Here is a 25,879-nt window from a genome sequence, read left to right on the forward strand (position 1 = left end):
ACCAAGGGAGTATTCCATGCAAGCTACACAATTGTCCGTGTCGGACCTGAACAATCCGGGCGTATCCTGGGGTGCCGTGCTGGCGGGTGCAGCCGCCGCGGCCGCCTTGTCCTTCATTTTGCTGATCCTCGGCGTGGGCCTGGGCCTGTCGTCCGTGTCGCCGTGGTCGTTCAACGCTACGGCCATCGGCGTGTCGACCATCGCCTGGCTGGCCTTCATGCAACTGGCCGCGTCCGGCATCGGCGGCTACCTGGCGGGCCGGCTGCGCGTGAAATGGAGTTCCATCCACACGGATGAGGTGCATTTCCGCGATACGGCGCACGGCTTGCTGGCCTGGGCCGTGGCCACCCTGATCACAGTGGCCGTGCTGGCCGGCGGCACGCGTGCCGTACTGAGCGGCGCCATCGACGCGGGCAGCGGCGTAGCCGCTGCCATTGCCCCCGCAGCGGCAGCGGGCGCAGGTGCTGCTGGCGCTGCAAGCGCCAAGCAAGGCGAGGGCAGCGGCGCCAATCCGCTCGACTATTTCTCGGACATGCTGCTGCGCGCCGCGCCTGCCGCACCGGCTACCACTGCCACCGGCACCCTGGCGGCGCCTGCGGCCAATGCCAGCACCGCCGAGCAGCGCGTCGAAATCGGCAAGATCTTCGCCACCGGCCTGTCCACGGGCAGCCTGGCCGCAGATGACCGCGCCTACCTGGGCCAGGTCGTGGCCAGCCGCACGGGCTTGACGCAGGCGGAAGCGGAAGCGCGCGTCGACGCCGTCTACGCCCGCGCCGCCAAGGCTGCCGCCGATGCCAAGGCTGCCGCCCAGCAAGCGGCTGAAACGGCCCGCAAGGCCGGTGCCCACACGGCGCTGTGGATGTTCGTCTCCTTGTTGCTGGGCGCTTTCGTGGCCAGCCTGGCGGCAACGTTCGGCGGCCGCCAGCGCGACCATGAGCGCGTGCTGCGCCATGTGACCATTTAATTCACCGATCTAATCTAGGAGACTGCCATGCGTTCCATCCTCTTGCTGCTGCTGGGCATTCCATTGCCCATCGTCATACTGATCGCCCTGTTCGTGCATTAATAAGACGTTGACGTAAAAAAAACGGCGCCCGCCGCAAGCCGGGCGCCGTTTGTGTTGAAGCGGGTCCATGTGTAAGATGGCGCGATCTTTCCACCGAGACTATCCATGACCTTGACCGCCCTGCGTCCCTTGCTGAAAACCGCCGCCATCGCTGCCTTTGCCTGCAGCGTGCTGGCCTCGTGTTCCACCCTGATCGGCCCGCGCGACGTGAATGTGTCGCTGAGCAAGATGCAGCAAGGCCTGGAGCGCCGCTTTCCCATCGACAAGCGCGTGCTGTCCGTGCTGGATGTCAAACTGACCCACCCGCAACTGTCGCTGCAGCCCGAGCGCGAACGGGTTGCCCTGAGCGTGGACGCCAGCGTCTTGCCGCCCTTTATCCGCCAGAGCTGGCGCGGCAGCCTGGCCATGTCGGGCCGCCTCGTGCTCGACGCGCAGCGCAACGCCGTCTACCTGAGCGAAGCGAGCGTGGACAAGGTCGCCATCGATGGCATGGACGAGTCGCAGCAGCGCCAGTTCGCCAAGGTGGCCAGCCTGGTGGCCGACCAGCTCATGCACGAAACGCCGATCTATACGTTCAAACCCGACGAATTGCGCTATGCGGGCGTGCAATTCGTGCCCACGCAGATCAGGACCACGGGCAATGGGTTGACCGTGACGTTCGAGCCGGTGAAGTAGGCTAGGCCTCGAACGCGGGCGCGCCGATTTGCGTGGCCGTGTTATTGCGCGGCGTCGCCTCTTCGTGAAACAGGTCAGCCAGGTACTCGCACAGCGCATCGGCTTGAATATCGTCCGGAATAATGAAATCGGCGGGCCTGCGCTTGCCTTCCGCACCGAGATAGAAGGCGCGCCAGGCGCCCTGACTCTCCCGGACGCCAATCAGCGTGCCGAAAATATTGAATCTGAATTCCTGCATCAAACTTCTCCAGTGAAAGAGCCAGGCAAAAAGATGTGGCGAGCGACAGGTATGGCTATTGCTAGATGGTAACATTTGCTGATCATCGGCGCGGGCTTGAGGCGTGCTTCAGCGAACATCGGATCACAGGAGTTGTTCAACCGCCATTGTTGCCCCACAAGCAGGCCGACTATAATCCTGCCTCTCATGCCTGGACACAGCATGTTCCCCAACATGAAGTTAAAACAATTAAAGGAATCTTCGTGAAACGCTCACTCATCAGCGCCGCCTGCTGCGCCTTGTTCGCCTTCTCCTCGCCTGCGCTGTACGCCCAGCAGGGCGCTACCGCCGCCGCGCCCGTCTCCGGCATCGACCTGAAATCCCTGGACCCTGCGGTCAGCCCCAGGGATGATTTCTACGGCTACGTCAACGGCGTCTGGACGCGCAATACGGAAATCCCGGCCGACAAATCCGTCTGGGGCACGTATATCGAATTGCGCGAAATCGCCCAGGGCCAGTTGCGCGGCCTGATCGATGCCACCGTCAAGAACCCCGGCAAGCCCGGCAGCGAAGCGCACAAGATCGCCGACCTGTACACGAGCTTCATGAACGACAAGGCGCGCAATGCGGCCGGTTTCAAGCCCCTGCGCGCCGAACTGGCCCGCGTCGCCGCCGTCAAGGACAAGAAAGACTTGCCGGCGCTGCTGGCCTACCTGCAAGGCAATGGCGTTGCCACGCCGTTTTCCGCCTATGTGGCACCCGATGCGCAAGATCCCGAGCGCTACACGGTCAACATCAGCCAGTCCGGCCTGGGCTTGCCTGACCGCGATTACTACCTGAAGGAGGACGACGCCAAGCTGCAAGCCGTGCGCGCCAAATACCTCAAGCATATCGAAACCATGCTGGCCATGAGCGGCGACAAGGCCGCTGCCGCACATGCGGCGCAAATCCTCGACCTCGAAACGCGCCTGGCGGCCGTGCAGTGGACACGCGTGCAGATGCGCGATCCCGTCAAATCGTACAACCGCGTCGATTTCGACAAATTCGCGGCACTGGCGCCGGCCTTCGGCTGGAACGCCTACTTTACGGCCGCCGGCCTGGCGCCGAAAGCCTCGTCGGCCGTGGTGCGCCAGCCCAGCTTCATGACCGGCTTTTCCGAGACCGTGGCCGCCGTGCCGCTGGAATCCTGGAAGAGCTATCTGAACTGGCGCATCATCGAAAGCTATGCCTCCTTCCTGGACAGCGCTACGGTCAAGGAGCGTTTCGCCTTCGACGGCACGGTGCTGCGCGGCGTGCCGCAAAGCGAACCGCAGTGGCAATTGGCGCTGCGCTTCACGGATGGCGCCATCAGCGACGCCGTCGGCAAGCGTTACGTGGAAATGTATCTGCCGCCGGAAACCCGGCCCCGCGTGATGGCCATGTTCGACAATTTCGTCGCCTCGTTCAAGGATGGCATCGAGCAGCTCGACTGGATGGGCCCGGAAACCAAGAAGGAAGCCCAGCTCAAGCTGGCAGCCTTGAAGCCGAAGATCGCGTATCCCGATACCTGGCGCGACTACAGCAGCATGCAGACGCAGCCAAACGACCTGATCGCCAACGTGCGCGCCGCGCGCGCGTGGAGCCGCCAGCAAAACCTGGCCAAGCTGGGCAAGCCGGTCGACCGCGACGAATGGTCGATGACGCCGCAAACCGTGAACGCCAGCTACAGCCCGTCGCTCAACGCCATCACGATTCCGGCCGCCATTTTGCAGCCGCCATTCTTCAACGTGAAAGCGGAAGATGCCGTCAATTACGGCTTGCTGGGCATCACCTTCGGCCATGAAATCAGCCATGCCTTCGACGACTCCGGCAGCCAGTATGACGCCAAGGGCCGTCTGCGCAACTGGTGGACGGCAGAGGACCGCACGGCGTTCAAGGCCCTGGCCGCCGGCCTCGTCAAGCAGTACGGCGCCTACAGCCCCGTGCCGGGCTACCACATCAATGGCGAACTGACCCTGGGCGAAAACATCGGCGACAATTCCGGCCTGTCGATCACCTACAAGGCGTACCAGCGTTCCTTGAACGGCAAGCCTTCGCCAGTCATCGATGGCTTGACGGGCGAACAGCGCCTGTACATCGGCTTTGCGCAGAAATGGCGCGCGAAATTGCGTCCCGAAGCGGCCATCGCGCAGATCAAGAGCGACCCCCATTCGCCGGGCGAATTCCGCGCCAAGGGCACGGTCAAGAACCAGCCCGGTTTCTATGAAGCGTTCGGCATCAAGCCAGGCGACCCGATGTATCTGCCGCCCGAGCAGCGCGTGATCATGTGGTAAGCAGGTAGGGCAGTTGGGCAACCGCGCCGCGGACTATTCCTTGGCGTGGTTGAGCGTGTACCTGGGCAGCTCCACCGTCAGGTCTTCCTGGGCGAGGCGGGCCTGGCAGGACAGGCGCGAATGGGGCTGCAAACCCCAGGCCTGGTCGAGCATGTCTTCCTCATTGTCGCCCAGTTCGTTGAGCGTATCGAAACCCTGCACCACGACCACGTGGCAGGTGGAACAGGCGCCGACCTGGCCGCAGGCGTGTTCCATGTCGATCTTGTTGAGCAGCAATGCGTCGCAAATGCTCATGTTCTGCGGCGCGTCAAACACGGCGCCGTCGGGGGCCAGCTCGGGATGGGGCAGGACGGTAATTTTTGGCATGCGGGATTCTCCTTGATGTCGCTTGAATACCGCTACCTTGAACCTTCCCGCCTTGATAAGGTCAAGCGCAATGTTGCGCCTGAACTGGGGCTTTCCGCGCTTACATCTTCGATGCCGGATGTTCCGCCAGCGGGACAAATTGGCCGGTAGCCTCGTCGAGCGCGTCCAGTGAGCCATTTTCGATGTCATACACCCAGCCATGCAGGGTCAGGCGCTTTTGCGTGATGCCCAGCGCTACCGAGGGGTGCGTGCGGATGTTGTTGAGTTGCGCCACGACATTGGCCCGTACCATGCCGTCGATGCGGTCCTGTTCCGTGGCATGCTCGATCGATTCATTGATCATGCGCGCCGCATCCGCGTGCCGCAGCCAGTTCTTGACTGCCGGCATGTGATCGAGACAGGTGCAGGTGGCGATGGCCTTCATCGCGCCGCAATCGGAATGGCCGCAAATGACGATGTCCGTCACATTCAGGGCCGCAACGGCAAATTCGACGGACGCGCTCACGCCGCCCGGTTCCGGGCCAAACGAGGGCACGATGTTGCCCGCGTTGCGAATCACAAACAGTTCGCCAGGTTCGCGCTGCGTCACCAGTTCCGGCACCATGCGGCTGTCGGAACAGGAAATGAACAAGGCCTTGGGCGTCTGTCCCGTGGCCAGTGTCTTGAACAACTCTCGGCGTTCAGGAAAGACTTCCTTCTGGAAACGTAGAAATCCGGCAATGATGTCGCGCATAAATAAAAGAAGAGAGTGGTGTGAGCCCGTATTATCGCCGATGTCAGCGCGGCTGGCTTGCCGGCTGGCCGGTTTGGGGCCCCGTAATGCAGCGATCGAGATGCTCGATCAATTGCAGGAACACGCGTTTATCGCCAATGTGATTCATCGTGTTGCTCATGAAGACGTCGCTGGCGGCCGCTGCCACGGCACCGCGGGCTTGTGCGCAGGCGGCATGCAGTTGCGCGGGATCAAGCTCAAGCAGCGCCGCGGCGATGCCTGCACGCGTGAAATCGAAGGCATCGATGCCGCAACAGCCGGCGGCGCAATAGGTTTCCAGGCGGCAGATCAGCGGCCACAGCCCCTCCAGGTGCTCGTCGATGCCGACGGCTTGCGCATAGCGCTCCCCGAGGTCGATGTGCTCGATCCATGCGTCTTCGGCAATCTGGATATCGTATTGATGGTCGCGTTCCGTCATGTTTGCTTTCCCGCATGCGCGGTGACTGTCTGATAGAGGCGCCATCGTACCGCAAGCGCGGCGGCAGTTGGCACACCATGCAGCAAGGCATGAAAAAACCGCCCGAAGGCGGTTTTGTGTGTGCACTGTATTGCCGCTTACTTCTTGTCAGGCAAGGCGTATGCCAGCACGTAGTCGCCACGGTCCGGCGACTGGCGCGCACCGCCGGCGCTGACGACGATGTATTGCTTGCCCGTTTTCGGCGAGACATACGTCATCGGGCCGGACTGGCTGCCCACGGGCAGGCGCTGTTTCCAGATTTCCTTGCCGGTGGCGCTGTCAAAGGCGCGCAGGTAGAAATCTTGCGTGCCGGCAAAGAACAGCAAGCCGGACTGCGTCGACATCGACGCGCCCAGGGTCGGCATGCCGATCGGAATCGGCATTTTCATGCGGATGCCCATCGGCCCCGTATCCTGCACCGTGCCGACCGGTACCTGCCACACGAGCTTGCGGGTTTTCAGGTCGATGGCCGACATGGTGCCGAACGGCGGCTTCTGGCAGGGAATGCCCGCTTTCGACAGGAAACGTTCGCGCATGGCGCCGAACGGCGTGCCTTCCTGCGGCACGACGCCCATCTCGATGCCGCTGGCACCCTTCGGAATGGCGGCGCGCGGGATCATGTAGTTGGCCAGGCCCAAACGCATGTCGTTGACAAACATGTAGTTGGTGGTCGGGTCGACGGAGACGCTGCCCCAGTTCATGCCGCCCAGCGAGCCTGGGAACTGCAGCGAACGGTCGAGGCCTGGCGGCGTGTAGACGCCTTCGTGGCGCATGCCCTTGAATTCTATGCGGCACAGCAACTGGTCAAACACGGTGCCGCCCCACATGTCGGACTCGTGCAAGGTGGCGTTGCCGATCGAGGGCATGCCGACGGAAAAAGGCTGCGTGGGCGAATAGCGCTCGCCAGGCACCTTGCCTTGCGGTACGGGACGCTCTTCCACGGCCGCGATGGGCTCGCCCGTCACGCGGTTGAGGAGGAAGATTTCGCCTTGTTTCGTCACTTGCGCCAGCGCGGGCAGGGTGCCGCCTTTGCCGTCGGGAATGTCGTACAGCAGCGGCTGGGCCGGCAAGTCGAAGTCCCACAGGTCGTGGTGGGTGGTCTGGAAGGTCCAGCGCACCTTGCCCGTTTTCGCGTTGACGGCAACGATGGACGAGCTGTACTTGTCGTCCAGCGCCGTGCGCGTGCCGCCGAAGAAGTCGGGTGTGGCATTGCCGGTCGGCAGGTAGATGGTGTCCAGCTGGGCGTCGTACGACATGGCTGACCAGACGTTCGGCGTGCCGCGCGTGTAGGTCTGGCCTTGCGGCGGCAGTTTCGTGATGGCAGGGTTGCCCGGATCCCAGGCCCACACCAGTTCGCCGCTGCGCACGTCAAACGCGCGCACCACGCCGGGCGGTTCGCCGGTGGAGAAATTGTCGGCCACGCGGCCGCCGACGACGACCAGGTCGCCCGCAATCAGCGGCGTCGATGTTTGCTGGTAGTAGCCGGGCTTGACTTCGCCCATGCCCACCTTCAAGTCGACGGTGCCGTGCTCGCCAAAATCGGCGCAAGGCTCACCCGTGGCCGCGTCGAGCGCGATCAGGCGCGCATCGATGGTCGGCAGCAAGATGCGCTTGCGGCAGGCGGCCGGGGCGGCGTCGCTGGAGGCGCTGGCCGGCAGCGGCTGCGCGGCGGGCGCTTCATGGTAGCCCAGGCCGCGGCAGCGCTGCCAGTTTGGCGCGGAACCTTGCGGGTCGTATTTCCAGCGCTCGGCGCCCGTATCGGCGTCCAGCGCCACGACCTTGCCGTATGCCGTGCAGACGTACAGGGTATCACCCACTTGCAGCGGCGTGTTCTGGTCTTCCGCGCCGGAACCATTGCTTTGCGGGATGTCGCCCGTGTGCGCCGTCCAAGCCAGTTTCAGCTGGCCGACGTTGCCCTTGTTGATCTGGTCCAGGGCGGCGAAGCGGTTGCCGGCCGTGGTGTTACCCCAGTGCAGCCAGTTTTTCTGCTGTGCGCCGGGAGCGACCGGCGTCACGCCCGCCACGACATCGGCTTCGATGACTGACTTGGGCAGGAAGAAATTGACGCCTGTGATGGCCAGGCAGAAGGCGATCAGGCCCGCCAGCGCGAAAGCGCCTTTGCCAACCGGCACGCCGGCGGCGCGGCGCAAGCCGGGATAGGCGAGGGCTACCAGGCATGCCAGCACGCCGAAGACGAACAGGCGCGATACCAGGGGCCAGAAGTTCCAGCCCGCGTCGATGGGGGCCCAGATCAGGGCAACGATAAAGGCGGCACCGAACAGCAGGGCGCCGGCCGGCTTGCTCCGCCAGACGAGTACGCCAGAGGCGAACGTGGCAATGCCCATCGGCAGGTAAAACCAGCTGCCGCCCAGGTACGCGAGGTAGGCTCCGCCGATAGCGAGGAAGAGGCCGGACAAGATGAGCAGCACGGCTGGCAGATAGCGCAGCGGCGACGCTGCTTGACCCCGCGTTGCGGGTGTGGATGAACTGGAAGGGTTCACGATGATTCCTTTTATTGTTGACCGGGCGGCCAGGCGCCGCCAGGTGATGCTGAATAACCAAGACTCGGTTCCCCCGTTGGCCGAGGGGTGGGCGTCCGCCCGCTGGCGGGATGCTCAGACCGGGTTTGGCGTGGTGGATTTGCTGTCGAGATTGGCGATGATGCGGCTGAGCATGTCCAGCAAGGCGTGTTCTTCCTCGGCGCTGAAACCGGCGAGGGCTTCGCGGTTGCTGACATGAATCGCTTCCTTGATCAGGGGCGACTGCTGTAATGCGGCCGGGGTAAGGCCGAACAGGCTGCTGCGTCCATCGCTGGGATCGGGTTGGCGGCTGACCAGGCCGTCACGTTCCATGCGCGCCAGCGTGGCCGCCATGGTCGGCTGCTCGACGGCAGCGGCCACGGTCAGCGCTTTCTGCGTCAGCTGCGCGCCATTTGCCAGTTCGTAAAATACGGGCAACTGGCCCGGCGCCATGCCGATCAGCTTGAGCTTGCGCTCGATGACCCTGGCAAACAGGCGTGCAGCCCGGCTCGTCATGTGGCCTGCGGACTGCTCTTTCTGGAAGTCGATCACGAACATCCCCGGTGAAAAGAATATAGCATGCTATCATAATTTCGATGAGGATAGCAGGCTATGCATTTTTCCAGGCGGCCGGAAATGCAAAAACCGCCCGAAGGCGGTTTTTTTTGGGTGAAGCCAGTGCTTAAATGAAATAGATCAGCGCGATGATGCCGACGACCAGCGCCACGCGGGTGACCTGGTAGGCCGTCTTGTTCCACGCCTTGAAGCGGCGGCGGTACTGGCCCATGGTCCAGGAAATCTGGAACAGCTTGCTCACGCCGCCTACCTGGTCGCCCAGTTCGTTCGGCGAGGCGGCGGCCGTCATCAGGGTGCGGCCCAGCCAGCGGTTCAAGCCTTGCGCCCAGCGGTAGCGCATCGGACGCTCGATGTCGCAGAACAGGATGATACGGTCGCTGTCGGCGTCGTTGCGGGCCCAGTGGATATACGTTTCATCGAACATCACGGCCTGGCCGTCGCGCCAGCTGTGGCGTTCGCCATCGACGTCGATGAAGCAGCGGTCGTCGTTTGGCGTCTGCAAGCCCAGGTGGTAGCGCAGGGAGCCGGCGAACGGGTCGCGGTGCGGGTTGAGCTTGCCGCCTTGCGGCAGTTCCGCGAACATGGCCGCCTTGATCGAGGGAATCGATTGCAGCAGCGCATAGGTTTGCGGGCACATCTGTTGCGCCGACGGGTGGTTCGCGTCATACCATTTCAGGTAGAAACGCTTCCAGCCATACTTGAAGAAGGAATTGAAACCCACGTCATTGTTCTTTTCCGCGGCCTTGATCTTTTTCATTTCCTGCATGCGCAGCGCTTCATCGCGGATGATTTGCCAGTTCTGCTGCAGCGGCGCCAGTTCCGGGAATTGATCGACGGAAAGGTATGGCGTGGCCGGCACCTTGGAAAAGGTGTGCATGAACAGGTTCAGCGGCGCCATGAACGAGGAATGATCGAAGATCTGGCGGCGAAACGGCAGGCGCACCTTGCCACGAAAATGAATATGTAAAACGGAAAACACAAAAATGCCCAGCAAGGCCCACTTCATACACAACCTCGTTTTTTAAGAATGGGGCAATTATAACCAGTTAATGCCATCGTCACCCCGGGCCACGGTGAAGGAAAGATGAAGCGGCGCATGGGAGAGCTCTGTCCTACAATGGCTGTTCTCCACACTGACACGAGGTAACAATGGAAATCTGGCACGCACCGCTCGACCTGGCCACCCTCAACGCCGCCAGCGAGGGCACGGCCATGCGCCATCTGGGCATCGCATTCACGGCCTTCGGCCCCGACTGGATCGAAGCGAGCATGCCCGTCGACCACCGCACCATGCAGCCGTTCAAGCTGCTGCATGGCGGCGCTTCCGTGCTGCTGGCCGAAACCCTGGGCAGCATGGCCGCGAATGCCTGCCTCGATTCCAGCCGGCAGGTGAGCGTGGGCCAGGAAATCAATGCCAACCACGTGCGCGGCGTGCGCGGCGGCCATGTTACGGGGCGCGCCACGCCGGTCCACCGGGGCCGCACCAGCCAGGTCTGGGAAATCCGCATCACCGATGATGACGGCAAACTGTGCTGCATTTCGCGCATCACCATGGCTGTCATCGACGCCCCGGGCGCGGGCTGATACGTCCCATCTTGGCTTGCATCAAGGCATTAAAAGCGGCCACGTGAAATCATAAATAACGCTGTTCGCTTATAATTCAGTGTGCTGTTGTATGGCGTGGGGGTATGCCCCGCGCGCCTGCATTGCCCGAAATTAGAAGCTGACTGCCCAAAAAACGCCAGTTAGAGACCCATCCTGTGCCATGCAGGAACGGCAACACGACGGCGAGCAGATCGCTGGTTTTCAGATAACCAGCAACAATCAACTTTATTACAGGGCAATAACAACAATGATGTCATTCAATCGTTTGACGATAGGCGCGCGCCTGAGCGCAGGCTTCGGGCTGCTGGTGCTGCTCATGCTGGTGCTGGCTGCCTTCGCACTGCTGCGCATCGGCGCCATCTCCGGCGCCATGGACGCGCAAGAAAAAGTACAACTGGAAAAACTCGAACCCCTGTACGTGGCGCGCGAAGCGCTCGACCAGACGGGCCTGGCTGCCCGCAACGCGTATATCTTCCATGACCAGGCGGCCGCCGAAAAAGAGCTGGCCATCCTCGACAGCCAGAAGGCGCTGTACCTGGAAGCGCTGGCCCGCCTGGCGCCGCAGTTCGCCGGCGATGCGCAATTCGAGAAGGTCAGCACGGGATTGAAAACCATGGCGCGGGAATTGCAGCGTCCGCGCCAGTTCCGCGCCACGGGACAGATGGAGCAGTACGGCACCTTCCTCGTCGAGGAGTGCAGCCCTTTGCGGCGCCAGATCGTCGCCGATATCGATACGGTGCTGAAAAACGTGCAGCGCGAATCGGAGCAGGCCAGCGTGGCCGCGCGCGCCATCTACGGCCAGTCGCTGCGCTGGATCGGCGTGCTGGCCGCGCTCAGCGTGCTCATTTGCATTGCGGTCGCCACCGTCATCACGCGCGGCCTGCTGCGCCAGCTGGGCGGCGAACCGGCGTATGCGGCCTCGATTGCCGGGCGCATCGCGCTCGGTGAACTGGCCATCGACGTACACACGCGCCACGGCGACGACAGCAGCCTGCTGTTTGCCATCAAGACCATGCGCGACAACCTGGCCGCCATCGTCGGCAAGGTGCGCCACGGCACGGAAAGCATCGCCATGGCCTCGACCGAGATCGCTACGGGCAACCGCGATCTGTCGGAGCGCACGGAGCAGCAGGCCGGCTCGCTGGAAGAGGTGGCGTCATCGATGGAAGAACTGATTTCCACCGTGCGCCAGAATGCGGACAACGCCCAGCAGGCGAACCGCCTGGCGCGCGAAGCGTCGAAGGTGTCGGAGCAGGGCGGCAAGGCGGTGGCCGAAGTGGTGCATACGATGGGCCTGATCAATGCCTCGTCGAACAAGATAGTCGACATCATCGGCGTGATCGACAGCATCGCCTTCCAGACGAATATCCTGGCCTTGAACGCGGCAGTGGAAGCGGCGCGCGCCGGCGAGCAGGGACGCGGTTTTGCCGTCGTCGCCACGGAAGTGCGCAGCCTGGCGCAACGCTCTAGCGCCGCCGCGCGCGAAATCAAGGCCCTGATCGACGATTCCGTCAGCAAGGTGGGTACTGGAACCTTGCTCGTCGAGCAGGCCGGGGTCACCATGCACGACGTGGTGGCCGGCATCGGCAGGGTGACGGGCATCATGGCCGAGATCAGCCACGCCACGCAGGAGCAGGGCGCCGGCATCGAGCAAGTCAACCGCGCCATCGTCGACATGGACCGCGTGACCCAGCAAAACGCGGCCCTGGTCGAGCAGGCCGCGGCCGCCGCGCAGGAATTGCAGCAGCAGGCGGCGCAGCTGGAACAGGAAGTGGGCATCTTCAAACTGGCCAAGCCGGCCAACGGACCGCTGCGCCTGGCAGCTTGATGCCGAGAGCGCGGCAGCACGGCGCGCCATGCGCCAATAGTCGTATTCCGCGCTACAATGAGAGCTGGATCAACGCCAGGACTTCTCATGCAAGTGCGCCGCAGCCATGATCTATCCAGCCCGGACGACGACAAACCGGCGCCGCCCGTGCTGCAGCTGGCCCTTGCCGGCCTCGGCTGGGGTTTGCTCACCTGCATGCTGTGCTTTGCCATCCTGTTTGTGACCAAATGGCTGTTGCCGCCCGAATACTGGGGCGCACACACGGGGCTGTCCAAGTTCAAGCGCGAAATGTCGCTGCCCCTGCTGGTGTTCTGGGTCGTCATCTATTCACCCATCCTGGAAACCTTCCTTGGCCAGCTGCTGCCGCTGGAAATCCTCCGGCGCCTGGGCGCCAGCCGCCAGCTGAGTATTTTTATCGGCACCATCCTGTGGGCCATCGTGCATTTCATCAGCGGCGGCTTGCTGCATGCCATCGTCGCGCTGGGGTCGGGCGCCATGTTCAGTTTTGTCTACCTGCGCTACCGCGGCCCCAGTGTCGCCGTTGCCTACGCGACAACGACGTTTGCACGCGCCTGCAACAATATCGCCATTCTGGTGGCCGTGTTTTACGGCCTCGACGCCTAAAGCACCTTCCAAAACCTACTGCGCGTCGGTATAGGCGGCCTGCGATGCTCACCGTACTCAAGTACGGTTACGCTTCTCGACCACCTCTACCTTCCGCTCGCTACGGTTTTGTTAGGCGCTTTTCTTCCTTCCTGAGCAAATACGGCACCAGCGCCGCCAGCGCCACGGCCAGCGCCGCCAGGCCGTTCAGCAACTGACGGAAGGCGGCGTCATAGCTGGCGCGCAGCAGCGTTTCCTGGCCGCCCAGCAGCTGTGTCGCCTGTTGGAGATCGCCGAGCGCGGCGCGGCTGGCCGCGGCCAGCACGGGCAGGCCTGCCGGCAGTTGCCGCGCCAGCGCTGCACCGATCAGGCCGGCCAGCACGGCGCCCGCCAGGGCCAGCGCCACGCCATCGGCGCTGACGCGCACGGTATTGAAGATACCCGTCGCCATGCCGGCCCGCTCTGTTTCCACCACGCTCAGGGCCATGCCATCCATCAAGCCCCACGGCAAGCCGATGCCCACGCCGATCAGCAGCAGGGGGCCGGCCAAGGTGCCAGCGTCACCGCCGCCCAGCACCTGCGCCAGCCAGGCCAGGCCCGCCGCGGCCAGCAGCAATCCCGCCGCGCACAGGGCGCCGCTCCCCACCCAGCGCGACAGCAGCGCGGCCAGCATGGGCACGAGCAGCAATGGCGCGGCCAGGGCGATCATCAAACGGCCTGCGGCCAGCGCGGACATGTTGTCGATGCCGATGAAGCGCCCCGGCAGCATGACGATCAGCACGATGAACAGGAAGGCGGGCGAAGCGGCCAGTACTTGCACGGCGACAAAGCGGCGCTGGCGAAACAGCGACAAATCCAGCATGGGCCGCGCCGTCCTGCGCTCGATCGCGCCAAAGGCGAGAAACAGCAGCATGGACGAGGCGACGGACAGCAGCACGGCGCCGTTGCGCCAGCCGTGTTCGGGCGCCAGCAGCATGCCCAGGGTCAACAGGCCCAGCGCGGCGGTGAAGCTGAGGGCGCCGGGCCAGTCCAGCCGGCCCTTGCCGCGCGCCGGATCGGCCGGCACGCTGCTCCATACCAGCAGCATGCCGATGGCGCCCAGCGCGGCCGTGGCGTAAAAGATGGCGGGCCAGCGGGCCAGTGACAGCATGGCGCCGGCCGCCAGCGGACCGAAGGCCAGGCCCAGGCCGAATGTCGTGCCCAGCACGCTCATCACGCGGCTGCGCGCCACGCCGTGGAACAATGGCGCCAGCGACGACATGGCGGCGGCGAATGCGGCCGCGCCGCCGAGGCCTTGCACGAAGCGCAGCGCGGCGATCCATGCCACCGATGGCGCGTGGGCAATGGACAGGGTCGCCACGCAAAACAGCGCCAGCCCCGCCAGCCAGACGCGGCGCCGTCCCAGCACGTCCGTCAGGCTGCCGGCCACCATCATGGCGCTGCCATAGCTGAGGATATACGCATTGATGACCCAGTTCAGGGCGGCGGCGCTGCCGTGCAATTCGGCGCCGAGGGCGGGCAGGGCCACTGCCGGACCCGTGAAGCACAGGGGAATCAGCAAGCCCGTCAGGCAAGCGGCCAGCACTTGCAGGGGGAGTGAAAGACGTGAGGAATGGGGCATGGGCGTCGGATAGGAAAGAAGGAGGGGCGAGTATGGCGCGCCCATCATTAAAGAAAAATGGGCTAAACTGATCAACATATCGGACAAAAATGTCTTGAATGGGGGATGAATGGAGAGCTTGGGCGGCATCGCCATGTTCGTGCAGGTGGCCGACAGCGGCAGTTTTTCGGCCACGGGCCGGCTGCTGGGGCTATCTTCGTCGGCCGTCGGCAAGAGCGTGGCGCGCATGGAGGCGCGGCTGGGTGCGCGCCTGTTCCAGCGCAGCACGCGGCACCTGGCATTGACGGCGGAAGGGGAGAAATTCCTGCAGCGCTGCAAGCGCATCCTGGCCGAGGTGGAAGCTGCCGAGCGTGAGCTGGGCGAATCGGGCGGCGCGCCGAGCGGCCGCCTGCGCATCAGCCTGCCACGCTACAGCGGCCTGTTCGAGCCGGCCATCGGCGCCTTCATGCAAGCCTACCCGGCCATCGACCTCGACCTCGATTTTTCCGACGCCATGGTCAACATCGTCAGCGACGGTTTTGACGCGGCCGTGCGCACGGGCGAGCTGGCCGATTCAAGCTTGATGCGGCGCAAACTATGTACATTCCGCCGCCTGCTGGTGGCGTCGCCCGCCTACCTGGCGCGCCATGGCCGGCCCGCCGATGGCGCCGGGCTGCTGCGGCACGCGCGCCTGGACTACCGCTTTCCCGCCACGGGCCGCCTGGAACAGTGGCCACTGATGGACGAGGCAAGCCAGCCGGCGCCCGGCATGGTCTGCAACAGCCTGGAAATGCGCGTCTTCCTGGCCGTGCAGGGGCAGGGCATCGCCTACCTGCCCGCATTTGCCGTGCAGCGCGAACTGGCGGCGGGGCAACTGGTCTCGCTGCTGGACGAGCATACGCAGGCGCGCACGGCATTCTGGCTGCTGTGGCCGGCCAGCCGCCACCTGCCGCCGCGCTTGCGCGTCTTCATCGATTTCCTGGTGGAGCAGTTACAGGATCAAACTTTTGGAGCTTTGCCATGACGCAGGATGTTTCCCTGACGCCCTTGCAGTTGCATGTGGCTGGCGCCACCGTGCGCCACGCGCATCCGTTTCCCATGCCGCAGCTGCTCCCGCAGGAACCGCTGACGGCGGCCCTGCGCGACGGCTGGGTACGGCCATTGTATATGGGCTTGCACCAGCCCCAGGCGCAGGCGTGCCTGGCCCGGCTGGCGCAGGCCGACGATACCGTCATCGCCCGCCTGCTGGGGCAATTCGACTGGCGCAGCCGCACGGCGGGCGCCTATCTGGCCGCATTGATGCATCGTCCCGGCTTCACGGACCAGCTGGGCGGCCTGCTGCTGGCCAGTGAAGTCTGCTACGCGGGCAGCGCGTATTGTCTGGCGCTGGCCGCCTTCGACACGCCCGGCAGCCGCGATTATCTGCACCGCTATCTTGAACATTATTTGCGCCAGCCGCAGCTGCACTTTGATCAGGAGCAAGCCATGGCGGCCATTGCCTACCTGGATGGCCAGCAGGGCCGGGATGAGGCGGCGCGCCATGCGCCAGCCTGGGCCGATTTTACCGCCAGCCGGCCGGGCCAGGCGCTGGACGCAGTGCTCGCAGCATGGACTGGCCGCATGGCCACCTTGCGCGCCTTGCAGGCCGCGGCGCCAGGAAAATAGGCGCGATCCCCCTCAAACTTCGGCGCCGTTGGTATTGTTGGCGGCCTACCGCGCACTTTCCATGGATTCGACGGTGTCGAAAAGATGCGCCAGCGCACCTTCCATGGCGCCGGCCGTTGCGTCGCCGCTCTGGTTGGTGATGATGAAGACCCCGAGCTGGTATTTTGGAATGACGTAGGCGTAGCTTTGCGCACGCGGCACGCCGCCATGGTGTACATAATGCGTGCCCAACTGGCGATTGCTGCCGATATTCCAGAAATAGCCAATGCTGAAGTCGTCCTGAAAGCGTACCAGCGGCTTGTGCGATTCGACGACCGCGGGATCGGCACCCAATTGCAGGCGCAGGTATTTCGTCATATCCGGCATGCTCGACTTCAGGTTGCCGGCTGCGCCCCAAGGCAGTTGCGGCATCGGTGTCGTCATGACGGGATTGTCGCTGTGGTAGCCGGGCGCCAGCCGGCCGGCATCCGTGGCTGTGAGTCTCAGCCTGGTATCGTGCATGCCGGCTGCGCGCGCGACGAATTGCGTGAGCAGGACTTCGTAGGGCAGTCCGTAGATTGTTTCAAGCGTGTGCGCAATGAGTTCGGTACCGGCGCTTGAATAGGCGTAGTCCTTGCCAAGCGGACCCTGGATGCTGACCGTGTGCAAGTCCTGCCAGAATTGCTGCTGGCCGTAGCTGGCGTAGGCTGCATTGAGCTTTGCCGGCGTGGCGTGTGCGGTGAAATCCTTCAATATGGTGTTCACCTGCAATGGCAGCATGCCCGGCATGGTGCTGGTGTGCGTGATCAAATGTCGCAAGCGAACTGGCTGTCCCTGCGACTGCAGGTTCGGATAGGCGGCCGGCAGGTACTTTTGTATGGGATCGTCGAGCGCCGCCTTCCCATCCAGCACAGCGTTCGCCAGCAGCAGGCCAGCAAAAGTCTTGCTGATTGAGCCGATTTCATACAGCGTTGCATCGTTCGGCGGATTGCCTTTGCCGGTCTCCAGCTCGCCTTGATGCAGCATGAATTCCTTGCCCCGATAAACGACGGCAATCGAGGTCGCGTGCAGGAATTTTGACTGCAGCAGGGTGGTCGCGGTCTGGCGCATGGCCGCAGGAATGTCATGCGCGGGTGCCGTGGCCGCAGGCTTGCAAGCTGCCAGCACGAGTGTCATTACAGTGATGCTTGCGGCGAGTTTGCTTATCATGCGCACCATCCATCCAAGGGGGAGGGGCATTCTCGCACAATGGGTGCAGCAGTGAAAGAAATTGTGCTGCCCTGCGCCAGCCGCGCGCTTTTTTCCTCCTTTCCGCCACTCCGCCATTCCGCTTTTCCTTTTCTTTCCTCCATGCAGTGTGACATTTGCATGACAAACAACAGTGCTCCGCCCCCTTGAACGTCAGTAGGGGGTGCATGCGTGGCGACCACCAACCGCGCGCCGTCCATGCACCGAAAGTGCCGGACCGTTGAAGGTGCATGCTGAACTGCAAGTGGATGCGGCCGGGACTTTTGCCTTGCATGTCAGCTTGCGCCGACATATTCAATCTTGGTTTTGACGTTTAACGACAGGAAACTGCAACATGACTGAAAAATTTGCATCGCAAACTTCCACCTCCGCTGACGATGGCATTTCCGCCATCGAGGCATACCTGAACAGTGCCGCCGCCGTGGCGCTGCAGCGCTTCACCGGCACGCCGGATGCCGATGTGCTCAACGGCACCACGGGCGCCGACGTGCTCGAAGGCCTGGCCGGCGACGATACGTATTACGTCAACGACAGCGGAGACGTGATCGTCGAGCTGGCCAATGGCGGCACCGATACCGTGTATACCAGCGTCAACTACACGGTGGCCGACAACGTCGAGAACGTGCGCCTCGCCGCCAGCGGCCTGACGGTGAGGGGGAGCGCCAACACCAACAATATCTTTCATGTCAGCGTGGCCGGCGGCAATGTGCTCGACGGTGGCGGCACGGGCAACTCGGTCAATTACCTTGGCTCCAGCGCGGGCGTGACGGCCACCCTGTCCGGGGCGAGTGGTCCGGTGGCGGCAGCGCCGGGCAGCGATGTGCTGGTCAATTTCGCCAGCATCGTGGGCAGCAAGTTCGACGACGTCCTGACCGGCAATGAACTCAAGAACCTCCTGGTTGGCGGCATCGGCAACGACACCTTGCGGGGTGGCAAGGGCGACGATACGCTGCTCGGCGCGGTGGGCGACGACACTTATATTTTTGCCCGCGGTGACGGCGCCGATATCATCGTCGAGGTGGTCGAGGGCGGCGGCCACAATGTCGTTTCCTTCCTGGCCGGCGTCAGCGCCGACCAGCTGTGGTTCCGCCAGGTGGGCGTGAACCTGGAAGTGAGCACCATCGGCACGACCGACAAGATCACCATCAATGGCTGGTTCAGCGCGGGCATCGTGCCCCGCATCCAGGAATTCCGCACGGCCGACGGCCGCGTGCTGCTGGGCAGCGACGTGCAAAACCTTGTGCAGGCGATGGCGGGCCTGGTGCCGCCGCCGGCCGGCCAGCTGACCCTGCCGCCGAACATCGCCGGCATCCTGGCCCCGGCACTGGCGCAGAACTGGCGCACCGAGGGAGCAGGCACGGTGAACCCTGACATCATCAAGGGCACGGCGGGTGCCGACGTGATGGTCGGCGGGGCCGGCGACGACATTTATTACGTCAACCATGGCAACGACGTGGTGATTGAACAGCCTGGCGGCGGCCGCGACACCGTCTACACGACGGTCAGTTACACCATGGGCGCCAACGTCGAAGAGCTGCATCTGAGCGCGGCCGGCCTGGGCGTCAGAGGCAACGGCAGCGGCAATGTCTTCCACATCGATGTGGCCGGCGGTCACCTGGTGCAAGGCATCGGCAGCAATAATTCAGCCACCTATGCGGGTTCCAGGGCGGGCGCCAAGGCGGCCATCGCCTCCATCAGCGGCACCCCCGTGGCGCGCCCGGGCAGCGATGTGCTGGTCAATATTTCCAGCGTGACTGGCAGCGCCTATGACGACGTGTTGACGGGTAACGAACTGGCCAACACCCTGTCCGGCGGTCTCGGCAACGATACCTTGCAAGGCGGCAAGGGCGACGACTTCCTCGTCGGCGGGCTGGGTGACGATACCTATGTCTTTGCGCGTGGCGACGGCGCGGACATCATCGGCGAGCCCTCCGCCGATGCGAAATACGACAGCATCGCCTTCCTGGCCGGCGTCAATATCGACCAGCTGTGGTTCCGCCAGGTGGGCGCGGACCTGGAAGTGAGCACCATCGGCACCACGGACAAGATCACCATCCGCGGCTGGAGCATTGCCAAGCCGAACATCGAGGAATTCCGCACGGCCGCCGGCCACGTCATGCGCGGTGCCGACGTGCAGCTGCTGGTGCAGGCAATGGCGGGATTGACGCCGCCGCCGCTGGGCCAGCTGACCCTGCCGGCCGGCACGGCCGCCGCCCTGGCGCCCGTACTGGCCCAGGCCTGGCATTTCAACGGTCCCACGCAGCCCACGGGGCAGCACTTTGTCGGCACGGCGGGCGCCGATGTCATCAACGGCAGTGCCGGCGCCGACCTGCTGGAAGGCCTGGGCGGCGACGACACCTATTACGTCAACCACGGGGGCGATTTCATCGTCGAGCGGGGCAACGGCGGCAGCGATACGGTGTACACCAGCGTCGACTACAAGGTGGCCGACAACGTCGAGAATGTGCGCCTCATCGGCTCGGGCCTGACGGTAACGGGCAGCGCCTACAACAACAATGTCTTTTATGTCGATACGCCTGGCGGCAACGTGCTCGACGGCGGCGGGACCGGCAACACGCTCAACTACGCCAGCGCCACGGCAGGCGTGACGGCCACCTTCGCACCGGTCGGCGGCCCCATGATTGGGCGTCCGGGCGCCGACGTGCTGGCCAATTTCAACATTGTCATCGGCAGCAAGTTCGATGACGTGCTGACCGGCAATGAGGTCAAGAATATCCTCTTCGGTGGCCTCGGCAACGACACCTTCCATGGCGGCAAGGGCGACGATACCCTGGCTGGCGCGCAGGGCAACGATACCTATCTCTTCGCCCGCGGCGACGGCGCCGACATCATCGCCGAGGGCGTGGAAGCGGGCAGCCACGATGTCGTTTCCTTCCTGGCCGGCGTCAGCGCCGAGCAGCTGTGGTTCCGCCAGGCGGGTGCGCACCTGGAAGTGAGCACCATCGGTACCACGGACAAGATTACCGTCAATAACTGGTACGCGGACACGCCCGCGCGCATCGAGGAATTCCGCATGGCCGATGGCAAAGTCTTGCTGGGCAGCGATGTGCAAAATCTCGTGCAGGCGATGGCGGGCTTGACGCCGCCACCAGCGGGCCAGCTGACCTTGCCGGCCGGTACGGCCGCCACCCTGGCGCCGGTGCTGGCGCAGAACTGGCGCGCCGCGCCATCAGCGGCTGGCGCCAGCCAGGGCGGCTTCGGCGGTTGGCAAGCGGATCCGGCGCAGCTGGTGCAAGCCATGGCCGGCTTTGCCGTGCCGGCGGCCGCATCGGCGCCCTGGTCGGCGCAAGGCGCTGCGTCGGCGCAGATCCAGCTGGCGGCAGCGCATTGACCGCCCGCGTTGTTAGCTAGTTAGCCTCACCATCACGCAGCCGGGCCGGGGTGACCCGCCACGGCCCGGCTGCGCCATTGAATCTCTGATATTGCCCGATGACAGTCCTCTCCTACCGCAACGATCCGCCACCCATAGAACCTGCGCCCGACACGGGCTTGCTGTCGCTGCTGCTGATGGCCAGCCTGCACGGCATCGCCGCCGACGGCGCCCAGCTCAAACATGCGTTTGGCCAGGCGGTGTTCACGCGGCAAACCGTCCTGCTGGCCGCGAAACAGCTGGGCTTGACGGCCAAGCTGGTGCGCCAGGCGCCGGCACGGCTGGCGCAATCGCCGCTGCCGGCCATCGCCATCGATAGCGCAGGCCGTTTCTTTATTCTCGGCAAGGTCGACACGGGCGACGACGGCGTGAGCAAGGTGCTGATCCAGCATCCGGGCCAGCCGCCGCAAATCCTTGGCCGCGAAGCGTTCCTTGACGCCTGGACGGGCGAACTGATCTTTTTCACCAGCAAGGCCAGCTTTGCCGGCGAAACGGCCCGCTTCGACTTCAGCTGGTTCATCCCCGCCATCGTCAAATACCGCAGGTTGCTGGGCGAAGTGCTGCTGATTTCCTTCGTGCTGCAACTGATCGGCCTGGCCACGCCCCTGTTTTTCCAGGTGGTGATGGACAAGGTGCTGGTCAACCACGCCATGAAAACCCTGCACGTGGTCGCCATCGGCCTGGTCTGCGCCATCGTCTTCGAGGCCGTGCTCAGTCTCATCCGTACCTATGTATTCGCGCGCACCAGCAGCAAGATCGACGTGGAGCTGGGCGCGCGCCTGTTCCGCCACTTGCTGGCCTTGCCGATCGCCTACTTCCAGGCGCGCCGCGTGGGCGATTCCGTGGCACGCATCCATGAACTGGAAAACATCCGTTCTTTTCTTACTGGCAACGCGATGACCCTGGTGCTGGACTTGCTGTTTTCCTTCATCTTCATCGCCGCCATGCTGTGGTACAGCGCCGCGCTGAGCGTGGTCGTACTCGTTTCCATTCCCGTCTACGCGGCCCTGTCGATGCTGCTCACGCCCGTGCTGCGGGGCCGCCTGAACGAGAAATTCAACCGCAGTGCGGAAAACCAGTCCTTCCTGGTTGAAACCATCAGCGGCGTCGACACGCTCAAGGCCATGGCCGTGGAACCGCGCTGGCAGCAGCAGTGGGAAAAGCAGCTGGCCGGCTATGTCTCGGCGGGCTTGTCGGCGAACAATATCGGCATGCTGGCCAGCGGCGGCGTCACCCTGGTCAGCAAGCTGGTGACGGCGGCCATCATGTGGTGGGGCGCCACGCTCGTCATCGACGGCAAGATGACGGTGGGCGAACTGGTCGCCTTCAACATGCTGGCAGGGCAGGTGGCCTCGCCCATCCTGCGCCTGGCGCAGCTGTGGAACGATTTCCAGCAAGTGGGCATTTCCATGAGCCGGCTGGGCGATATCCTCAACGCCCGCACGGAAGCAGGCAGCCAGAAGGCGCGCCTGCCGCGCATCGCCGGCGCCATCGATTTCCAGCAAGTGGGCTTCCGCTACCGGCCCGATGCGGCCGAGGTGCTGCGCAATGTGTCGATTGCCATTGCGCCTGGCGAAGTGATCGGCATCGTCGGGCGTTCCGGTTCCGGCAAGAGCACCCTGACGCGGCTGGCGCAGCGCCTGTATATTCCCGAGCGGGGCAAGGTGCTGATCGACGGGCAGGATATCGCCGTCATCGACACGGCCTCGCTGCGGCGCCAGATCGGTGTGGTGCTGCAGGAAAACATCCTCTTCAACCGCTCCGTGCGCGACAACATCGCGCTGAGCGACCCGGCGCTGCCCATCGACGCCGTCATTGCCGTGGCGAAACTGGCCGGTGCCCATGATTTCATTTGCGAGTTGCCAGAAGGCTACGACACCATGGTAGGCGAGCATGGCACGGGCTTGTCGGGTGGCCAGCGCCAGCGCATCGCCATCGCCCGCGCCCTCATCGGCAATCCGCGCATCCTGATTTTCGATGAAGCGACAAGCGCGCTCGACTATGAATCGGAAAAAATCATCCAGGACAATATGCGCGGCATTTGCGCGGGTCGCACCGTGCTGATCATCGCCCACCGCCTGTCGGCCGTGCGCGAAGCGAACCGCATCGTGGTCATGGAGCGGGGGCAAGTGGCCGAACTGGGCACGCATGCGGCGCTGCTGGCGAATCCGGGCGGCATCTACGCCCATCTGTACAGCCTGCAGCAGGGCACGAGCGGGAGCGCCGCATGAGCGCCGGCCACCGTCTGGCCGCGTATGGCGAGCTGTTCAAACGCTATGGCCAGGTGCTGCGGCATAGCTGGCGCGACCGCGCCGCATTGCGCGGTCCCGTGCTGAGCGAAGACGAGGCGGCCTTCCTGCCGGCCGCGCTGGCGCTGCAGGAGCGGCCCGTGTCGCCATCGTTGCGCCTGACGGCCAGGGTGCTGATGCTGCTGGTCGGCTGCGTGGTGCTGTGGTCTGTCTTTGGCCAGGTCGACATCATCGTCAATGCGGCCGGCAAGATCATTCCGTCCGGCAACACCAAGACCATCGCCTCCGTCGACGTGGCGGCCGTGCGCGCCCTGCATGTGCGCGAGGGGCAAGCCGTGCAGGCGGGCCAGCTGCTGGTGGAGCTCGACAGCCGCGGTCCGGACGCCGAGCGCGACAAGGCCGCCGGCGACGCGGTGGCGGCCGCGCTGCAGATGGCCCGTTCGCGCGCGCTGATCGCCGCCATCGACACCTTGAATACGCCGAAGCTGGCGGCGCCCGATGGCGTTTCCGCCGCCCAGCGCGAGGAAGCGCAGGGCCACCTCGATGGCCAGTACGCGAGTTTCCGCGCCAGGCTGGCGCATCTCGACGGGGAAATCGCCCGCTATGCCCAGGCGCTGCCGCTGGCGGCGCGGCGCGCCGGCGATTACCGGGCCCTGCTTGCCACGCGCGACGTGGCCGAACACGCGTGGCTGGAAAAGGAGCAGGCGCGCATCGACCTGGCCGGCCAGCTGGCGTCGGCCCGCAGCGAGCGCGCGGCCCTGGTGGCGCAGACGCGCAAGGACGCCTACGACGCGCTGACGGAAGGGGCCAGAGTGGCGGCGGCCAGCGGCCAGGATGCGCGCCGCGCCGGCGCCCGCGGCAGCCTGCTGCGCCTGACGGCGCCCGTCGACGGCACGGTGCAGCAGCTGAAGCTGCATACGGTGGGGGGCGTGGTGCCGGCCGCGCAGGCGCTGATGCAGATCGTGCCGCGCCAGGGCAGGCTGGAAATCGACGCCGTGCTGGAAAACCGCGACGTCGGCTTCGTCCAGGAAGGGCAGGTGGTGGCCGTCAAGGTCGACGCCTTCGACTACACAAAGTATGGCACCGTGCCCGCCGTCGTCCGCAGCGTCTCGCGCGACGCCATCGAAGACGAGAAGAAGGGTCTCGTGTATGCCGTGAAAATCACGCTGCAGCAGCCGGCCATGGTCATCGACGGCAGATTGGTGCCGCTGTCGGCCGGCATGGCGGTGCGCGCGGAAATCCGCACGGGGACGAGAAGGGTGATCGAATATGTGCTCTCGCCGCTGGTGCAGCACCAGAAGGAGGCGCTGCATGAACGCTAGATGCCGCGCCGCCTTGCTCGCCGCTGGCCTGTGCCTGTGCATGGCCGCCGCGCCAGTCGGGGCCCAGCCACTGGACGCCGCGCCATGCCCATCCACGCATGATGCTGGTGTGCTGCTGACCGTGCCTTTGACCCTGCCGGCGGCCGTCGACCTGGCCCTGTGCCATAACGCGCAAGTGCATGGCGCCTGGGCCGGCATCCGGCTGCAGGCGGCCGGGCTGGGCGAGGCCAGGGCCGCCTATCTGCCGACCCTGAATGCGGGCGCGAGCCGGGTGCACGACCGCACGGCCTATCCGGGCTCCAGCACTGCTTCCGGCAGCTTGAACAGCAATACGGCCTCGCTGAATCTGTCCTGGCGCCTGTTCGACTTTGGCGGGCGCGCGGCGGGCCAGCGTTCGGCACAGGCCTTGCTTGACGCCGCCCTGGCGAACCGTGACGCCGTGCTGCAAAAGACCCTGGCGGCCACCGTCAGCGCGTATTTCGAGGCGCAGACGGCGCGTGCCAGCGTGCGCATGCGGCAGGAATACCAGGCGCTGGCCCATGAAACGGTGCTGGCCACGCAGCGCCGCGCGCAGCGGGGACTCGGCTCTCACAGCGACACCCTGCAGGCGACGAGCGCCCTGGCCAAGGCGTCCCTGGGCGCCAGCCGCGCCGATGGCGAGTTCCAGAAGGCCCGCGCCGTGCTGGTATATACCCTGGGCTTGCCGGCCGATGCGGGCGTGATCCTGGACGACGATGCGGATGGCGCGGCGGCGGGCTTGCGCGAGGGTATGCAAGATGAGTTGCAAGCCTGGCTGGCGCTGGCCCAGGCGCAACATCCGGCCATCCTGGCCGCGCAGGCGCAGCTGGCGGCAGCGCGCGAAAGGGTGGACGTGACCCGGTCGGAGGGCCGTCCCAGCATCGACCTGACGGCCAATCTCTACCAGAACGGCCGGCCCAACCAGGGCTTGTCCGCCGCTTCCACGCGCGAAACCCTGGTGGGCATCTCATTGAACATCCCCCTGTTCGACGGTTTTGCGCGCCAATACAAGGTGCGCGGCGCATTGGCGCAGGCCGGGCAAAGGGAGGCCGAGGCCGAGGAAGTGCGGCAGCAGACCCTGATGGCACTCGTGAAAACGCATGCGGAGGCCAGCACGGCGCTGTCCAACCTGGCCGCCTCGCAGGTGTGGCTGGACGCGGCGCGCGATGCCCTGGCCAGCGTGCAGCGCAAGTTCGGCCTGGGGGCGGCGGATATCCTGGAAATGCTGAACACCCAGTCGGCGCTGCTCGAGGCGCAGCAGGAGCGCATCCGTTGCCAGGCGGAATGGCGTTCTGCCCGGCTGCGGCTGCTGGCCAGCGCCGGCGTGCTGGGGCGGGACGATATCCCGGACGGTGGCGTTAAAAGCGGCGGCAAACAGCGCGCCTCGACGGCGCAATAATGACTATATTGG

The 25,879-nt window shown here is 64.7% G+C and carries 21 protein-coding genes; 12 read left to right on the forward strand and 9 right to left on the reverse strand.

All coding sequences use genetic code 11. From position 1 onward, the window contains the following. The first annotated feature begins 16 nt into the window (after positions 1-16). Entirely contained in the window at positions 17-964 is a 948-nt protein-coding gene (locus CSQ91_RS06095; RefSeq protein WP_099387682.1) for a hypothetical protein, read from the forward strand. 207 nt (positions 965-1,171) lie between these two features. After that, complete coding sequence (locus tag CSQ91_RS06100) at positions 1,172-1,741, forward strand: DUF1439 domain-containing protein (RefSeq protein WP_034787354.1); 570 nt, start codon at positions 1,172-1,174, stop codon at positions 1,739-1,741. Between the two features lies 1 nt (position 1,742). Here CSQ91_RS06100 and CSQ91_RS06105 read toward each other — a convergent pair whose 3' ends face one another. Continuing rightward, positions 1,743-1,979 carry a DUF7661 family protein gene (locus tag CSQ91_RS06105; protein WP_034787355.1) on the reverse strand — a complete coding sequence of 79 codons (237 nt, stop codon included), beginning with the start codon at positions 1,977-1,979 and terminating at the stop codon, positions 1,743-1,745. A gap of 242 nt (positions 1,980-2,221) precedes the next feature. On the opposite strand from CSQ91_RS06105, the gene CSQ91_RS06110 reads away from it, so the two are divergent. Further along, complete coding sequence (locus CSQ91_RS06110; protein ID WP_099387683.1) at positions 2,222-4,270, forward strand: M13 family metallopeptidase; 2,049 nt, start codon at positions 2,222-2,224, stop codon at positions 4,268-4,270. A gap of 33 nt (positions 4,271-4,303) precedes the next feature. Here the strand turns inward: CSQ91_RS06110 and fdx are convergent, their stop codons facing one another. From fdx to lpxO, 6 genes are all read right to left on the reverse strand, one after another. Continuing rightward, positions 4,304-4,636 carry an ISC system 2Fe-2S type ferredoxin gene (gene fdx, locus CSQ91_RS06115; protein WP_034787357.1) on the reverse strand — a complete coding sequence of 111 codons (333 nt, stop codon included), beginning with the start codon at positions 4,634-4,636 and terminating at the stop codon, positions 4,304-4,306. Between the two features lie 100 nt (positions 4,637-4,736). Further along, positions 4,737-5,369: a carbonic anhydrase gene (locus tag CSQ91_RS06120; RefSeq protein ID WP_034787358.1), complete on the reverse strand. Its 633-nt coding sequence runs from the start codon at positions 5,367-5,369 to the stop codon at positions 4,737-4,739. A gap of 43 nt (positions 5,370-5,412) precedes the next feature. Beyond that, entirely contained in the window at positions 5,413-5,826 is a 414-nt protein-coding gene (locus CSQ91_RS06125) for a DUF6331 family protein (RefSeq protein ID WP_099387684.1), read from the reverse strand. 137 nt (positions 5,827-5,963) lie between these two features. Next, positions 5,964-8,294 carry a glucose/quinate/shikimate family membrane-bound PQQ-dependent dehydrogenase gene (locus CSQ91_RS06130; RefSeq protein ID WP_257217324.1) on the reverse strand — a complete coding sequence of 777 codons (2,331 nt, stop codon included), beginning with the start codon at positions 8,292-8,294 and terminating at the stop codon, positions 5,964-5,966. Between the two features lie 186 nt (positions 8,295-8,480). Then, positions 8,481-8,900, reverse strand: coding sequence for a MarR family winged helix-turn-helix transcriptional regulator (locus CSQ91_RS06135; protein ID WP_218963715.1), 420 nt, complete (start codon positions 8,898-8,900; stop codon positions 8,481-8,483). Between the two features lie 166 nt (positions 8,901-9,066). Next, a complete protein-coding gene (lpxO, locus tag CSQ91_RS06140; protein WP_034787360.1) occupies positions 9,067-9,966 on the reverse strand; it encodes a lipid A hydroxylase LpxO in 900 nt (299 codons plus the stop codon). A gap of 143 nt (positions 9,967-10,109) precedes the next feature. On the opposite strand from lpxO, the gene CSQ91_RS06145 reads away from it, so the two are divergent. The 3 genes from CSQ91_RS06145 to CSQ91_RS06155 all read left to right on the forward strand — a co-directional run bounded on the left by CSQ91_RS06145 (position 10,110) and on the right by CSQ91_RS06155 (position 13,017). Then, positions 10,110-10,544, forward strand: coding sequence for a hotdog fold thioesterase (locus CSQ91_RS06145; RefSeq protein WP_099387685.1), 435 nt, complete (start codon positions 10,110-10,112; stop codon positions 10,542-10,544). 268 nt (positions 10,545-10,812) lie between these two features. Beyond that, positions 10,813-12,393, forward strand: a complete 1,581-nt coding sequence (locus tag CSQ91_RS06150) for a methyl-accepting chemotaxis protein (RefSeq protein WP_099387686.1) — start codon at positions 10,813-10,815, stop codon at positions 12,391-12,393. Between the two features lie 87 nt (positions 12,394-12,480). Continuing rightward, a complete protein-coding gene (locus CSQ91_RS06155; RefSeq protein ID WP_034787364.1) occupies positions 12,481-13,017 on the forward strand; it encodes a CPBP family intramembrane metalloprotease in 537 nt (178 codons plus the stop codon). Between the two features lie 100 nt (positions 13,018-13,117). Here CSQ91_RS06155 and CSQ91_RS06160 read toward each other — a convergent pair whose 3' ends face one another. Next, a complete protein-coding gene (locus tag CSQ91_RS06160; protein ID WP_099387687.1) occupies positions 13,118-14,617 on the reverse strand; it encodes an MFS transporter in 1,500 nt (499 codons plus the stop codon). Positions 14,618-14,726: 109 nt separating this feature from the next. Between CSQ91_RS06160 and CSQ91_RS06165 the strand changes: the two genes are divergently transcribed. Further along, complete coding sequence (locus CSQ91_RS06165) at positions 14,727-15,620, forward strand: LysR family transcriptional regulator (RefSeq protein WP_099387688.1); 894 nt, start codon at positions 14,727-14,729, stop codon at positions 15,618-15,620. Continuing rightward, positions 15,617-16,261, forward strand: a complete 645-nt coding sequence (locus CSQ91_RS06170; protein ID WP_099387689.1) for a DUF6000 family protein — start codon at positions 15,617-15,619, stop codon at positions 16,259-16,261. The genes CSQ91_RS06165 and CSQ91_RS06170 overlap by 4 nt, the downstream gene beginning before the upstream one ends. Positions 16,262-16,306: 45 nt before the next feature. Here CSQ91_RS06170 and CSQ91_RS06175 read toward each other — a convergent pair whose 3' ends face one another. Continuing rightward, positions 16,307-17,449 (reverse strand): serine hydrolase domain-containing protein, encoded by a 1,143-nt coding sequence (locus tag CSQ91_RS06175; protein ID WP_218963716.1) that lies wholly within the window; start codon positions 17,447-17,449, stop codon positions 16,307-16,309. Between the two features lie 373 nt (positions 17,450-17,822). Between CSQ91_RS06175 and CSQ91_RS06180 the strand changes: the two genes are divergently transcribed. The 4 genes from CSQ91_RS06180 to CSQ91_RS28535 all read left to right on the forward strand — a co-directional run bounded on the left by CSQ91_RS06180 (position 17,823) and on the right by CSQ91_RS28535 (position 25,867). Continuing rightward, positions 17,823-20,840 carry a calcium-binding protein gene (locus CSQ91_RS06180; RefSeq protein ID WP_099387691.1) on the forward strand — a complete coding sequence of 1,006 codons (3,018 nt, stop codon included), beginning with the start codon at positions 17,823-17,825 and terminating at the stop codon, positions 20,838-20,840. A 98-nt stretch (positions 20,841-20,938) separates the two neighbouring features. After that, entirely contained in the window at positions 20,939-23,110 is a 2,172-nt protein-coding gene (locus CSQ91_RS06185) for a type I secretion system permease/ATPase (RefSeq protein ID WP_099387692.1), read from the forward strand. After that, on the forward strand, positions 23,107-24,450 hold the full coding sequence (locus tag CSQ91_RS06190; protein ID WP_099387693.1) for an HlyD family type I secretion periplasmic adaptor subunit: 1,344 nt from the start codon (positions 23,107-23,109) through the stop codon (positions 24,448-24,450). Before CSQ91_RS06185 ends, CSQ91_RS06190 begins: the two co-directional genes overlap by 4 nt. After that, a complete protein-coding gene (locus CSQ91_RS28535) occupies positions 24,440-25,867 on the forward strand; it encodes a TolC family protein (protein WP_180278358.1) in 1,428 nt (475 codons plus the stop codon). Before CSQ91_RS06190 ends, CSQ91_RS28535 begins: the two co-directional genes overlap by 11 nt. Positions 25,868-25,879: the final 12 nt, after the last annotated feature.

The organism is Janthinobacterium sp. BJB301, assembly GCF_002735685.1.
Taxonomy (GTDB): Bacteria; Pseudomonadota; Gammaproteobacteria; order Burkholderiales; family Burkholderiaceae_D; genus Janthinobacterium; species Janthinobacterium lividum.

Coding starts and splice junctions, on each gene's coding strand:
- fdx (WP_034787357.1), bottom strand. CDS start 4,636: ATGCCAAAAATTACCGTCCTGCCCCATCCCGAGCTGGCCCCCGACGGC.
- CSQ91_RS06125 (WP_099387684.1), bottom strand. CDS start 5,826: ATGACGGAACGCGACCATCAATACGATATCCAGATTGCCGAAGACGCA.
- CSQ91_RS06155 (WP_034787364.1), top strand. CDS start 12,481: ATGCAAGTGCGCCGCAGCCATGATCTATCCAGCCCGGACGACGACAAA.
- CSQ91_RS06170 (WP_099387689.1), top strand. CDS start 15,617: ATGACGCAGGATGTTTCCCTGACGCCCTTGCAGTTGCATGTGGCTGGC.
- CSQ91_RS06180 (WP_099387691.1), top strand. CDS start 17,823: ATGACTGAAAAATTTGCATCGCAAACTTCCACCTCCGCTGACGATGGC.
- lpxO (WP_034787360.1), bottom strand. CDS start 9,966: ATGAAGTGGGCCTTGCTGGGCATTTTTGTGTTTTCCGTTTTACATATT.
- CSQ91_RS06185 (WP_099387692.1), top strand. CDS start 20,939: ATGACAGTCCTCTCCTACCGCAACGATCCGCCACCCATAGAACCTGCG.
- CSQ91_RS06095 (WP_099387682.1), top strand. CDS start 17: ATGCAAGCTACACAATTGTCCGTGTCGGACCTGAACAATCCGGGCGTA.
- CSQ91_RS06120 (WP_034787358.1), bottom strand. CDS start 5,369: ATGCGCGACATCATTGCCGGATTTCTACGTTTCCAGAAGGAAGTCTTT.
- CSQ91_RS06100 (WP_034787354.1), top strand. CDS start 1,172: ATGACCTTGACCGCCCTGCGTCCCTTGCTGAAAACCGCCGCCATCGCT.
- CSQ91_RS06150 (WP_099387686.1), top strand. CDS start 10,813: ATGATGTCATTCAATCGTTTGACGATAGGCGCGCGCCTGAGCGCAGGC.
- CSQ91_RS06105 (WP_034787355.1), bottom strand. CDS start 1,979: ATGCAGGAATTCAGATTCAATATTTTCGGCACGCTGATTGGCGTCCGG.
- CSQ91_RS28535 (WP_180278358.1), top strand. CDS start 24,440: ATGAACGCTAGATGCCGCGCCGCCTTGCTCGCCGCTGGCCTGTGCCTG.
- CSQ91_RS06145 (WP_099387685.1), top strand. CDS start 10,110: ATGGAAATCTGGCACGCACCGCTCGACCTGGCCACCCTCAACGCCGCC.
- CSQ91_RS06190 (WP_099387693.1), top strand. CDS start 23,107: ATGAGCGCCGGCCACCGTCTGGCCGCGTATGGCGAGCTGTTCAAACGC.
- CSQ91_RS06165 (WP_099387688.1), top strand. CDS start 14,727: ATGGAGAGCTTGGGCGGCATCGCCATGTTCGTGCAGGTGGCCGACAGC.
- CSQ91_RS06135 (WP_218963715.1), bottom strand. CDS start 8,900: ATGACGAGCCGGGCTGCACGCCTGTTTGCCAGGGTCATCGAGCGCAAG.
- CSQ91_RS06175 (WP_218963716.1), bottom strand. CDS start 17,449: ATGATAAGCAAACTCGCCGCAAGCATCACTGTAATGACACTCGTGCTG.
- CSQ91_RS06160 (WP_099387687.1), bottom strand. CDS start 14,617: ATGCCCCATTCCTCACGTCTTTCACTCCCCCTGCAAGTGCTGGCCGCT.